We start from the raw sequence: 13,443 nt of genomic DNA, 5'->3' as shown, positions 1-13,443 counted from the left end.
TATTTAGACAGACTCTTTTTCTAAATTAAGTTAGGTTAGTCCTTGATTACGATTAATTGCGGTGCATAATCTGCATGCTCCCCTCCGTGAATCTCCAATACATTGCTCGTAAACGAAGCTGTGGTCGCTGATTTAATTCGAAATTGTAACTTGTTATTGGATGCAATTTCTTTTAGAACATGTGATGGTAATTCAAAATCCACGAATTGATGATCTTGTGATGGTACTTGCGCAGTTAAAAGGTTAGAATAGGTTGCAGCTGATGAATAATCAATGGACTCTAGAGAAGAAGATGTGCCAAATGCATTCACTTTCATATCTACATCCATTGTTTGTACATTACCTTGTAGGGCTTTTCGGTAAACTCTAAGCTTAGCCCCTTTGAGGGTGTGGGTACTCGAAAGGGAAGAGGTATCGAATGATAATATCGTGCGGTACGTATCAGTGTTATACATCCCCTTATCACCCACCTTTAGAATAGATGTGCTTAATCCATCTGCACTAAAACGTCCGACAAAGCCGTCTTCCTGTGCAATAGACGATAAAATCACTTCATTTGCTGCTTCAGTAATCATATAATCCTCAGAACGGAGCTCTTCGGATAAGCCGTTGCTATCAACCGAGTAGAACCTTAAGGTTGAAGAGTTCTCGATAAAAATAGGTTCGGAGTAGACAGGTGAATTCTCATCTGGTGTTGTACCATCGACTGTATAGTAGGTTTTTGCTTCTCGGTTAGTCTGAAGTGTCACACTGACTGGACTCGTATAAGTGCCTCCGTTGGGTGATGCTGTTGTCATAGGAGGGGCCCCCTCACCTGGGTCATCTTCATTAGGGTCCTGCTCTCCTCTTTCCTGCATGAAAAACTGCCACATTAATTCGCTCGCATTTGGACCGTTTGGGTCGGTGTAGCTCCCTTGGGTACTCCCTCCTGACCAAGCGTGGCCCATGCCATTTACTAAATATTTTTCTAAAATGGTTATTCCGTACTTATCCTGATAGATGTAATTGGTATAACTACGCCCTCCTGAAACCTGTCCTTGCTTTGTCTGATTTGGTGTATCATTTATATACGTATTTTCTACTCCGCCGTAGGCCAGATCGTTTGTTTTAGCCCATTGCGATATGACTTGATCTCCATTAATAGGTTGTACAGTATAGTCACTTGTTCCGTGAAAAACAATTGTAGGCATCACCTGCTTATACTGACCCATTGCATTGTAGGCTAAGGTACCTTGTGTTTTGGGGTTTGGCCCCCCGCTGCTCATAGCAGTAAAAGCTTGAATGGAGTTAGTGGCTGCTTTATACTCTAAGCCAGCCGCTACACCAATTGCTGAGAATACATCCGGATAAGTCGCACCCATAATGACACTCATTGCGCCTCCAGCGGAAAGTCCTGTCACAAATACGTTATCGCTATCAATAGCAAAATTATTTTTAACTTGCTGAACCATTCCAGCAATAACGGCGGGCTCACCGCTTCCTCTAGCTTGATGTCCAGTTTCAAACCAATTCCAGCATCTACTAGAATTTGCACTTGATGTTTGTTCTGGATACAAAACAATGAAGGATTCTCGTTCTGCAATAGTATTCATTTCTGTTCCAGCAGCAAACTGATTAGCATCTTGCGTACAGCCATGAAGCATGACAACTAATGAGACGGGTTCAGAAGTATGATAGGAACTAGGTACATACAATTTATAAGTCTTACCGCCATATGAATGAGAAGTAAATGTCCCTTCCCCAAATACAGTGGATGTGATTAAAAGATGGAATATTCCAATAATTATTAATGAACGTATAACTTTCAACATATTCTTAGTTTGAATCATTTAAATCCTCTCCTCTTCTAAAATTTAAACCTAAATAATAGTAAGTACATTTTCCTCCTTTTTAAGAATTTTGAAACTAGCTTGTTTTCTGGCTCATCGCTTGTCAAGAAGATGGGTTTGAAAATTAGGGCAGTTAGTGCAGGATTGGCCTGACTATTTAAATATGAAGGGGGAAAGTTTCATATAAGTTACAAGTGAAATGATGTGATGAACAATCAGAAAAAAAGATATGTTATAAGACATGTTTAATAACTGTGCTTTAAATGAAGAAGGGATCTAGGGGATGGTACAATTTCATGAATTTATAAAAGTTCTGTAACTGAGTTATGTTACGATAGATAAAATTATAGTGACTAATGTTCCAGTTGGTGAATTTAAGTAAAAAACAAATAATATTATTGATTTAAGCAGGAAATCATCACCCTGCTAGCCGAAAAGATAGTAATAAAGCAGCAGACAGACTTTTTTCCGGTCAGAAAGATTGAGGTTGAGACAAGAGATTGTTCTGGAAAATCCAAGGAACATCTAATAGAAAAAAGCTATATGATTGAGAGGAGGAGTTATATGCAACCGAAACGAAGGTTAGCAGTATTGCGGACTAAATTTATTCCCCCTTTGCAGCGTAGTTCAATGATCTATCGACCTAAATTAATGAAACAATTAAAACAAATTGAAGAGTGTCCTCTAACATTGATACATACAGGGCCAGGGTATGGAAAAAGCTCTGCACTTTCTAGCTTTTTGGATACCTCTGATAAGCTATCCTGCTGGTACAGCTTGTCAAAACAAGATGAAAATTTCTTTCACTTTATTGTTCATGTTGTACATGCTGTGCGTGAGAAATTCCCGCATTTTGGTTCAGAGCTTATTGAATATTTGATCTCAGGTGAGGTTGAAGGGTGGGAAGAGGAGCTCGACTATATATGTATAGAGTTTTGCAATGAGCTTTTGCAACTGAAAAAACCATTTGTTTGTGTGCTTGATGATATTCATATTACAGAACGTTCAGAACTTGTTAAAGACTGGCTCCAACTACTAATCGAATCAGCGCCTGCCAACGTTCACATCGTGCTTGCTGGAAGGGTGCGGCCAACGTGGGATGTGATTACTCGAAGGCTGTTGAACGGACAATTACTTGAATTAACCGAAACTGATTTTATTTTCTCAAATGAAGAAATTGATGTTCTCCTCTCAGATGTATTTAATATTGACTGTACACCAGAAGAGTTGATAGAGATAGAAAAAGCGACTGAAGGGTGGGCAATTGCCTTGCAAATGCTTGGTCAACAGTGGAAAGAACATGGGGAAGTTCAAGCTGTTCTTCAGGATGGTCTTGAGACTACCGACGAGCTTTTTCGATTCCTAACAATGGAAGCGTTTTCAAGACAACCTGAAGAAATTAAGAAATTTTTATTAGAAACAAGCTTGTTTGAGGAGTTTAATGAAAAGCTTTGTCAAACCGTCTTTGAAGCTGTGCATGCTGGAAATTATATTACTCATCTCATTCAACAGAACTTGTTTGTAGTAGAAATTGGTAAGAGCCAGTACCGGTATCATGCCTTGTTTCGAGATTTTCTATTGCGTCAACTCAGTAAAAATCCAATTTTACAGGATAACCTTTTGCAAAGAGTAGCTTGTTACTATAAGGCTGCTGGTGATTATGAAAAAAGCTTAGAAGTATACATGCGGGCTGGTGATTATAGGGAAGCGTCTGCTCTTTTAGTTCACGAAGGTATACGTCTTTTACACAATGGTAAAATGGAAGGACTCATGGTTACGCTTGACTCAATCCCAGAGATAATGAAGGACGAATATTGGTTGCTTTGGTATCTTGAAGGTGAGATGAATCGGTACTATTCAAAATTTGAGCAAGCCATGACTTGTTACCGTAAACTTGAAGAGCTTGCAGAAGAAAAGCAAGATGCTGAAGGCTTGAGCCTTAGTATGGAAGGGCGCGCTCAAATCTATTTAGATACAATCCAACCTGTAAAAGCACAGCCTTATTTACAAAAAGCGATTAATTATATGGAGCGTACAAACACGAGTGTAGAGCGCAAGGTGAGACTTTATAGTTTGATGTCAGAAAATCTTCTTAACCTCGGTGAAGTAAAGGAAGTTGAGTCCTGGCTTGTGAAAATTCAGGCTGTTCATCCAGAATATAAAAATATTGAACTTGAGTCTCGATACCTTTTGAGGACAGGTCAGTTTCATACAGCAAAGGAATTATTACAGGAAGCTAAGCTTTATGAGAAGGATCATAAACTCTCAAGCTCTCACCGAGAAGGGGATTTGCTATTGTCTTTATTAAATAGCTTAATGGGATTAACAGAGCACGCCAAAAAGCAGGCTGAGGCGGCGATCGTAGGCGGAGTTCAACGTCGCTCTCCTTTTGTTGAGGCGGTAGGATGGGCTCGAATGGGTCATGCTGTGCAGCTACTAGACGATTATGATCCCTCTCTTGCAATTCAATGTTATGAAACGTCGCTAAAGTTGATGAGTGATTTAAAGATGTCACGCGGTAAATCAGAAGCTTATATGGGACTTTGTTTATTATATGGAAAGCAAGGAGAATATGATAAAGCGCTACGTATAGGGAAGGTGGCTCTTGAAGAACCAGAGCGTGTTAAAGATCGTTGGTTAAGCGGCTTAGTCCAGCTAGCTTTGGCGCTTGTCACTTTTAAGCAGGGTGATTTGATTGAAGCAGAAAAGCGTTTGAATGGGTGTGAGAAGACCTTTAGAAGCTGTGGCGAAAGTTTCGGAGAAACTGTCACACTTTACTGGCTCTCGTCACTCTATTTAAGACAAGAAAATTCATCAGCTTTTAAAAAGACGATAACACGCTGCTTGACCCTCATTCAAAAACATAATTCTCAATTCTTTTTTTCTAATAAGACCTTGTTTGGTCCCACAGATATTCAGTGCATACCGCCACTGTTGCTAGAAGCAAAAACACATCAAGTTGAGGCATATTTAGTAGAACCCCTTCTCGCAGAGCTTGGTTTTGCTCAATTGGCTTCTCACCCAGGCTATACGATTCGTGTTCAAACATTAGGGGAATTTCAAGTGTGGCTTGGGGAGGATAAGCTTGATGAAAAAGGGTGGAAGCGTGATAAAGCGCGTGAGCTTTTCCAACTTTTTATCACAAGAGCTAATCAGTTTATTGCAAAATCTGAAATATGTCATTTACTATGGCCTGGTCAAAATGAGGAGGACGCGAGTCGCGACTTAAAGGTTGCTTTGAATGCAATGAATAAAGCCATTGAACCACATCGAAAAGCTCGCCAAGAAGCCTTTTTTATTACTCGTGAGGACCAAATGTACGGTCTGAATAAGGAGGCGAGCATAGATATTGATGCCCATCGCTTTATCTATTACATTGAATCAGGATTAGAGGAGCGAAGCCGGAAACGGGCAAAAGAAAAGCTTGTGAAAGGTCTGGAGTTATATCGCGGGGAGTATTTGCCGAGCCGGCGTTTCGATGATTGGTGTATTGAACTGCGTGAGCAATTATTTGTTTTATATTTACGAGGAGTAGAGCGAGTTGCTCAAATTAGTGTCGCTGAAGAAAAGTTTGATGAGGCGATTCGCTGGTGTGAACAAATCTTAACAGAAGATAGCTGTTGGGAAGAAGCGTATAGGCTGCTTATGTATTGTTATTATTGCAAACAAAACCGTACACAGGCTCTTCGTATCTATGAGCGTTGCCAACAGCAGCTTCAAGACGAGTTAGGTGTAGCCCCGCTCGAAACAACCAGAGAAATGTGGAAAATGATTAAAGAAGCAACAGAAAAAATTTATTTAAGTCATCTATAGTCAGCCTGTAAAGGCTGACTATTTTTGTGACAAAATTGTAACTTTAATTTTTTATGATAGGAAAGAAATCAAATTCATACTTCGAAGGGAGAAAGCGGATGGAGAGGTGTATAACTGTTCATGTACGGGATTTAGACTTTAACGTGGTCGACCATGGTGGCAGCGGGGAGGTGATCGTTTGCATACACGGTTTAACCGCTAATGCTCATTTTTTTGATTCACTAGCATCAGAGTGGGTGAAGGATTATCGTGTCCTAAGCTATGATTTACGGGGCAGAGGAAACAGCAGTAAGCCAGCTGCAGGTTACAGCTTAAAAGAACATGCAGAAGATTTAGTGGAAATATTAAGAGCGCTCAAATTAGAGAATGTAATTGTCGTCGGGCATTCACTAGGAGCGATGATTGCCAGTTATTTTACTGCTCATTATTCACGATTTGTAAAAAGGCTGATCCTTATTGATGGAGGAGCTAACTTAGATGAACGTGTTATTTCAGCCTTAACCCCGTCTATTAATCGTCTCGATCATCAATATGAAAGCTATCAAACATTTCTTTCTAAAATGAAGGAAACTGATTTCTTTAAACCATGGCATCAAGGCTTAGAACGCTATTTTAATTATGATGTCCATCACATGGAAAATGGAAGTGTACAACCAAAAGTTCGTAAGGTAACGATTGAAGAAGAACTAAAAAATCTTCTTGCCGCTGAAATTACCATGTTGCATGAAAAAATAAACGTTCCTGTTCTCATTTTCTTTGCACCAGATTGTCTATACGATAAGGAGGCCTTTGTTATTTCAAAGCAACAATGTAATGAGCTAGTCTCTCGTTACAAGAATTATGAATTGATAGAAATTCCCCAATCCAATCACTTTTCGATCGCTATTCACTTTGCAAAAGAGGTGGCAGCCTCTACAAAAACGTTCATTGAGCAAGTCTGTAACTTACATGCAACTACAGGAAGATATAATTCAGATAATTCTTAAAACAAAAGGGGGAAACAAAATGAGATGGAGAAAAAGCTTGATAGGCTGGGGGTTGGCCTTGATGACATCAATGCTTGTTGCATGTGGAGCTGATGACGTAGGAGGCAGTGAGGAAGCAGGGGAAAGTCCAGAGAATACTGAGGCAGAAGATGTTGTACGTGTTGGGGTTTTAACCTCACTAACTGGAGCTTTAGAAGCATATGGCACACAAACCGTAAGGGGATTTGAGCTTGGGTTGGAGTATGCCACTGATGGCACGATGGAGGTTGGCGGCAAAAAGATCGAATATTACGTTGAAGACACAGAGACTCAATCAGACGTGGCTGTTCACAAAGCAACTCGTTTACTTGAAGACTATAATGTTGATTTTATTGTTGGCTCATCTTCATCAGGCGATACGCTTGCAGTACTTCCTTTAATGGAAGAGTACGAGAAAATAATGGTGGTAGAACCAGCAGTAGCAGATAGTATTACTGGGGAAAACTGGAATCGTTATGTTTTTCGTACAGGGCGTAGCTCTTCACAGGATGCAACTGCCGGGGCAGCTGCAATTGCAGGTGAGGGAGTAAGAATTGCCACCCTTGCCCAAGATAATGCATTTGGTCGTGACGGCGTGAGTGCGTTTAAAAATACTGCAGAAGAGCTTGGTGCAGAGGTTCTTCACGAAGAATATGCAGACCCGGCTGGGGTGGATTTTGCTTCAAATATTCAGCGAGTTATTAATGCAGATCCTGACTACTTGTTTGTTATTTGGGCAGGAGCAAACAATCCATGGGGGCAAATTGCTGATATGGGTGTACAACAGCGTGGAATTCAAATCTCCACAGGAGCACCTGACATCGCAGCCTTACGCACAATGGGAGCGGTTGTCGGGATGGAAGGCTTTACAGTATATCATCACAGTCTTCCGGATAACGAAGTGAATGATTGGTTAGTTGAAACACACCAAGAGCGCTATAACGGCGAGATGCCGGATCTATTTACACCAGGTGGATTTTCAGCGGCGATGGCTATTGTGCAAGCGCTTGAGGAGACTGGTGGAGATACAGATACAGACTTGCTCATTTCTACCATGGAAGGCATGACATTTAATACGCCGAAGGGAGAAATGACGTTTAGAGAAGAAGATCATCAAGCCCTTCAGTCTATGTATTCGATTACGCTAGAAGAATCACCTGAATATGACTATCCAGTACCTGTTCTTTCTCGTGAACTAACACCAGAAGAAACAGCGCCGCCTATCAATAATTAATGACTATAGAGTACTATCAGATTTTTTGATAGTACTCTCTTTAAAAAAGGAGGAGAAAGGATGTCAACAATATTAGAAACAAAAGGATTGACGATTGCGTTTGGCGGCCATGTTGCCGTAAACGATGTCACAATTGCGATAGAGCGTAATCAGTTGAAATCAATTATCGGCCCGAATGGGGCAGGGAAAACTACCTTTTTTAACATGTTGAGTGGTCAGCTAAAGCCAACAAAGGGGGAGGTCATCTTTAATGGAAAGGAGATTACAAACCTTTCTGCCACTGAACGAACTAGACTTGGAATTGGAAGGTCTTTTCAAATCACAAATGTATTTCCGAATTTAACATGCTATGAAAATGTACGGTTAGCTGTTCAGTCACAGCAAGGTATCCGTTACAATATCTTCTCTCATTTTTCGAAATACAAACACATTGAAAAGCGGGCATTGGAGCTGCTAGATGTAGTTCTTCTTAAAGATAAGACAGAAGAGCTAGCTGTAAATTTGGCTCATGGTGAAAAAAGAAAACTTGAAATAGCGATGCTGTTAGCGCTTGAGACTGAATTGCTTCTATTAGATGAACCGACTGCTGGCATGTCGTTAGAAGAGGTTCCGATGATTCTTGATGTAATTAAATCAATTCGTGATCAACGCAGTCGAACAATATTGTTAATTGAGCACAAAATGGATATGGTGCTTGATCTCTCAGATAGCTTGATGGTGCTGTTTCACGGAGAATTACTTGCTGATGGTAAACCAGAAGAGATTATGAATAATGAGCAGGTGCAGTCAGCTTACTTAGGAGGTATGCAGCATGACGCTTCTTAAGGTGGATCATATTCATACGTATATCGAGCAATATCATATTTTGCAGGGAGTATCTTTTGAGGTGCAGCCAGGTGAGGTTACGGTGTTGCTCGGTCGAAATGGAGCAGGGAAAACAACAACGCTTCGCTCAATCATGGGATTAAACCCTGTTCGTGAAGGGGCCATTACGTATAAAGGCAAGGAGATTCATAAGCTGCCAACCTATGAAATAGCTAATTTGGGAATCGGCTATGTTCCAGAGGATCAAGGTATTTTTGGTGGGTTAACGGTCGAAGAAAATATGAATGTAGCGATGAAAAAGAAAGACGAAGCAACATTAGCGAGCATGAATTACATCATAGATTTGTTCCCGGATTTAAAGAAATTCTGGAAAAAGCAAGGCGGGCACCTTTCAGGCGGACAAAAACAAATGCTTTCCATTGCTAGAGCATATGTGAACAACAATGAATTACTAATCATTGATGAGCCAAGTAAGGGGCTTGCACCCATTATTGTTGAAAAAGTAATGGAATCAATTAATGAAATGAAAGATAAAACGACGGTGGTCCTCGTTGAACAGAACTTTATGATGGCAAGTACAATCGGAGATCGATTTTATATTATTGATGATGGGCTTTCGGTGCATAAAGGTGAAATGGAGGAGCTTAGTCGCGATGAAGAGTTAAAACGTAAATATTTAGGTATAGCCTAAAAGGAGTGATATAGGTGGAGACGATTGCAAATATAACAATTAATGGGTTGGCAACAGGCATGCTGATTTTTCTCTTAGCAGCAGGTTTAACGCTCATCTTTGGATTAATGGATGTATTAAATTTTGCCCATGGTGCTTTGTTTTTATGGGGAGCCTATGCTGGAATTTGGGCCTATACAACTACAGGAAGCTTTTTAGCAGGAATCTTAGCAGCATTGGTCATTGGAATGGTGCTTGGATACTTACTCGAACGTTTTATCATCAAGCCTGTGTATGGAAATCATATTCAACAATTACTGATTACCTTAGGGGCGATGCTCGTCTTGAGTGAGGTCGTGAAAGTATTCTGGGGACCTAACATATTGCAAGCTCAGGCACCGCTTTGGCTTCAAGGTAGCTGGGAAATTGGAGGGCTTTACTTAATTAAATACCGATTGTTTATCATTGCTGTAGGATTGATCGTATTTCTCGGGTTGCTTTTCTTATTAAACCGAACAAAGATTGGTCTCATTGTGCGAGCAGGAGTTATGGATAAAGAAATGGTTCAATCTCTTGGAATTAATATTCGTAAAGTATTCTTATTTGTTTTTATGCTTGGTGCTGCAATGGCAGGATTAGCTGGAGTTTTATTTGGTCCTTATTCAGGGGTTATTTATGCAGAAATTGGATTAGAATACGGAATTTTAGCCTTTATTGTTGTTGTCATCGGTGGAATGGGCAGTGTGCTTGGTTCGATGGTTGCGGCGATTATTGTCGGTTTGCTCGGCGCTTATGCTGGATACTACGCACCGGATATTGCGCTTGCTGTTAACTTTTTAATCATGCTTGCCGTTTTAATTTTTAAACCATCTGGAATTATGGGCATGAAGGAGGCGGTTCGATGAAAAGCCTCCAAAAACTCTCTCGCTTCAAACTAACTTTACTTGTTTTAGCTATAGGTTTAGCTATATTTCCATTTGTGAGTGATTCGCGTACAGCACTAATTATGCTCACTCAAATTTTTATTTTTGCTGTTTTTGCGATGAGCTATGACATCTTACTCGGATACACTGGCATTGTTTCATTTGGTCATGCGATGTTCTTTGGAATAGGTGCCTATACAGTCGCTATCTGCTTGAAAATGTTTGGCTCTACAATGCCCGCTTTTTTCGTAGCGATAGTGCTTACACTGATTTTTACAGGGGTAGTAAGTTATCTGGTTGGTATTCTCACGCTCAGATTAAAAAGTCACTTTTTTGCAATGCTAACGCTTGCAGTATCTAGTTTGTTTTTAGTCACAGCTGAGAAATGGCGTTCTCTTACAATGGGAAACGATGGCTTTACATTCGTTGTACCAGAGCTTTTCAGGGACCGGGTTTCCTTTTATTTAATCGCCCTTGTTCTGTTAGTCGGTACGTATATCTTCCTTGATCGCTTCACTCAATCCCCGATGGGAAAGGTATTACAGGCCATTCGTGAAAATGAGCCTCGTGTCGAATCACTTGGTTTTAAAGTGATGCACTATAAAGTTATTGCCAATGTTGTAGCTGGAATGGTTGCTGGGCTGGCTGGAATCCTATATGCAATGAGCTTACGTTTTGTTAATACAGCTGTATTATCTGTTGAGCTCTCGCTTGATGTGTTGTTAATTACCATAATTGGCGGGGTCGGTACACTATTTGGCTCCGTAGTGGGGGCAGCAATTATTGAGCTTGCTCGTCATGGATTAATGGACTTAGCAAAAGTACATTGGATTTTTGAGCGTTGGGTCATTTTATTTGGCATAATCTTCATTTTAGTAGTTATGTTTTTCCCAAAAGGGATTGTTGGAACGACGAAGCATTGGTGGGATAAACGCCAATATAAAAAGAAAGAAAAGCTCAGAAAAGAAATGGAAGCTGGTGCGGTAAAAGATACCTTTAGCTAAGGGAGCAGTGATAGTGATGGAAGAAGTCCTTGACCAAGTTGTTTCGTCCTTTATTTTACGTGTCCACCCGCATGATACGATGCGGATAAAGATTAAGCATGTTCAAACAGAAGAAGAATACGTTTGCGCTAGTTTAGAAGAGGCAATGGATTATATTAAGCAGGTGATGCACCTATGAATCTAGAAGTAGAGAAGGTAGGAATTATAGCGACAGGTATTTATTTACCGGAAGAAAGAATGACTGCATCAGAACTAGCAGCAGCTGCCAACTTACCGATTGGAATTGTTCAAGAAAAGCTTGGGATCGTTCAAAAAACAATTCCTGGTATAAACGATCACACATGCCAAATGGGGATCTGGGCGGCCGAAAAAGCTTTACAAAAAGCACAAATCAATGCTGCTGATATAGATATCATTATTTACATTGGTGAAGAGCATAAAGAGTATCCGCTCTGGACGGCTGCGATTAAGCTTCAGGAGAGTATTGGTGCAATCAATGCATGGGCATTTGATGTAGCCTTACGCTGCGGGACGACAATTATGGCGCTGAACCTTGCTAAATCTTTAATGAAGTCAGATGACACAGTAAGAACCGTATTGCTTGCTGGAGGCTACAGAAATGTAGATTTTATCGATTATGCGAATCCAAGAACTCGTTTCATGTATAATCTTGCAGCTGGGGGCGGAGCTATTGTATTAAAAAAGGGTGCTCATAGACACCGTCTGCTTGAAACAAAACTTATAACAGACGGCGCCTTTTCTGAGGACGTAGTTGTACCAGCGGGCGGGACTAAACAGCCGCTGTCACCAGCAGTACTGGAGCAAAAGCAGAACTATTTAGATGTTATCGATCCTGTAAGTATGAAGGAGAGATTAGCGGAGAATTCAATGGCTAATTTTATTACTGTCATTAAATCGTCCCTTGAAAAAAGCGGTTATTCTGTTGGCGATATCGACTACGTTGCGATGCTTCATATGAAAAAATCTGCCCATGACTATATCCTAAACGAACTAGGCTTAACTCAAGAGCAATCGATTTACTTGGACCATTACGGACATCTGGGTCAGATCGATCAAATTCTATCCTTAGAATTAGCCGAAAAAGCCGGCATGCTTAAGAGTGGAGATATTGTTGTTCTTGTTAGTGCTGGTATCGGTTATGCATGGGGAGCTACGACTATCATTTGGGATGAAGGGAAGGTGGGTAAACATGAACATTCAGCTTAAATATGTTGACTTAAACAATGGAGAACGGCTTGCATATCGAGAACGAGAAGGGGGAACTGATGTTGTTGTCCTTTTGCATGGCAATATGACGTCTTCATTGCACTGGGATCTCCTCTTAGAAAGTCTTGATCCAACCTTTAAAGTGTATGCCATTGATATGCGAGGTTTTGGAGAGTCGACCTATCATAGAGCAGTTGATTCAATTGAAGATTTTGCTGAAGACATTCGAGAAGTTCTCTCAAAGCTAGAAATAGCTTCCTGTGATTTAATCGGTTGGTCAACAGGTGGCGCAGTCGCTCTTCAGGTAGCAGCCAGAGAGGAAAAGCAGGTACGGCGTGTCGTATTGCTCGCCTCTGCCTCTACAAGGGGCTATCCATATTATCAACAGATAGAAGAAAGTCGTCTCGAGCGGTTGGAGACGAAGGAAGCGATAGCGGCTGATCCGGTAAGGACGATTCCAATTGAAGAGGCCTACTTAACACGTAATACCGTTTTACTTAAGCAAATATGGGATTCCTTAATTTATACAAAGAATCAGCCGAGTGAAGAACGCTATCAGAAATATATTGATGACATGTGTACTCAAAAAAATTTAGCAGATGTATATTATGCACTTAATACATTTAATATGAGTGAACATCATAATGGATTGGTAGAGGGCAGTGGAGAAGTAAATAATATCTCCCAGTCCGTACTGATTTTATGGGGTGAGCATGATTTAGTCATTTCTGAAGTGATGACTCAAGAATTAATAGAAGATTTGGGAGAGCGAGCATATTATGTAAGATTAAAAGATTGCGGACACTCTCCGCTCATTGATGATTTAGCACAAGTAACAAAGGTTATGGAAGATTTTCTAAAAAAGAAGGAAACGAGCCTCTTTTCGGTTTAAACGAAAAGGGGTTTTTTGTTAC

The 13,443-nt window shown here is 40.5% G+C and carries 11 protein-coding genes; 10 read left to right on the top strand and 1 reads right to left on the bottom strand.

Going from position 1 to position 13,443, the window contains the following annotated elements:
* Positions 1-35 precede the first annotated feature (35 nt).
* A complete protein-coding gene (locus BPOF4_RS15470; protein WP_012960136.1) occupies positions 36-1,829 on the bottom strand; it encodes an extracellular catalytic domain type 1 short-chain-length polyhydroxyalkanoate depolymerase in 1,794 nt (597 codons plus the stop codon).
* Positions 1,830-2,393: 564 nt separating this feature from the next.
* Here BPOF4_RS15470 and BPOF4_RS15465 point away from each other — a divergent pair.
* The 10 genes from BPOF4_RS15465 (at position 2,394) to phaZ (ending at position 13,421) form a co-directional block, all read left to right on the top strand.
* Positions 2,394-5,642 carry a winged helix-turn-helix domain-containing protein gene (locus tag BPOF4_RS15465; protein WP_012960135.1) on the top strand — a complete coding sequence of 1,083 codons (3,249 nt, stop codon included), beginning with the start codon at positions 2,394-2,396 and terminating at the stop codon, positions 5,640-5,642.
* 98 nt (positions 5,643-5,740) lie between these two features.
* The gene (locus BPOF4_RS15460) at positions 5,741-6,628 is read left to right on the top strand and encodes an alpha/beta fold hydrolase (RefSeq protein WP_012960134.1); all 888 of its coding nucleotides are present in this window, start codon (positions 5,741-5,743) and stop codon (positions 6,626-6,628) included.
* A gap of 19 nt (positions 6,629-6,647) precedes the next feature.
* Positions 6,648-7,880: a substrate-binding domain-containing protein gene (locus BPOF4_RS15455; RefSeq protein WP_012960133.1), complete on the top strand. Its 1,233-nt coding sequence runs from the start codon at positions 6,648-6,650 to the stop codon at positions 7,878-7,880.
* 60 nt (positions 7,881-7,940) lie between these two features.
* A complete protein-coding gene (locus tag BPOF4_RS15450; RefSeq protein ID WP_012960132.1) occupies positions 7,941-8,705 on the top strand; it encodes an ABC transporter ATP-binding protein in 765 nt (254 codons plus the stop codon).
* Positions 8,692-9,396 carry an ABC transporter ATP-binding protein gene (locus tag BPOF4_RS15445; protein ID WP_012960131.1) on the top strand — a complete coding sequence of 235 codons (705 nt, stop codon included), beginning with the start codon at positions 8,692-8,694 and terminating at the stop codon, positions 9,394-9,396. The genes BPOF4_RS15450 and BPOF4_RS15445 overlap by 14 nt, the downstream gene beginning before the upstream one ends.
* A 14-nt stretch (positions 9,397-9,410) precedes the next feature.
* The gene (locus BPOF4_RS15440; protein WP_012960130.1) at positions 9,411-10,280 is read left to right on the top strand and encodes a branched-chain amino acid ABC transporter permease; all 870 of its coding nucleotides are present in this window, start codon (positions 9,411-9,413) and stop codon (positions 10,278-10,280) included.
* The gene (locus BPOF4_RS15435) at positions 10,277-11,302 is read left to right on the top strand and encodes a branched-chain amino acid ABC transporter permease (RefSeq protein ID WP_012960129.1); all 1,026 of its coding nucleotides are present in this window, start codon (positions 10,277-10,279) and stop codon (positions 11,300-11,302) included. The genes BPOF4_RS15440 and BPOF4_RS15435 overlap by 4 nt, the downstream gene beginning before the upstream one ends.
* A 13-nt stretch (positions 11,303-11,315) precedes the next feature.
* Positions 11,316-11,480, top strand: a complete 165-nt coding sequence (locus BPOF4_RS22275) for a hypothetical protein (protein ID WP_158305579.1) — start codon at positions 11,316-11,318, stop codon at positions 11,478-11,480.
* Positions 11,477-12,529, top strand: coding sequence for a 3-oxoacyl-ACP synthase (locus BPOF4_RS15430; RefSeq protein ID WP_012960127.1), 1,053 nt, complete (start codon positions 11,477-11,479; stop codon positions 12,527-12,529). Before BPOF4_RS22275 ends, BPOF4_RS15430 begins: the two co-directional genes overlap by 4 nt.
* Complete coding sequence (gene phaZ / locus BPOF4_RS15425) at positions 12,513-13,421, top strand: intracellular short-chain-length polyhydroxyalkanoate depolymerase (protein WP_012960126.1); 909 nt, start codon at positions 12,513-12,515, stop codon at positions 13,419-13,421. Before BPOF4_RS15430 ends, phaZ begins: the two co-directional genes overlap by 17 nt.
* Positions 13,422-13,443 lie beyond the last annotated feature (22 nt).

Source organism: Alkalihalophilus pseudofirmus OF4, from assembly GCF_000005825.2.
Taxonomy (GTDB): Bacteria; Bacillota; Bacilli; order Bacillales; family Bacillaceae_D; genus Alkalihalophilus; species Alkalihalophilus pseudofirmus.
Note: the sequence above shows the minus strand (reverse complement) of the source record. Positions and strands in the feature narration are given on the sequence as shown.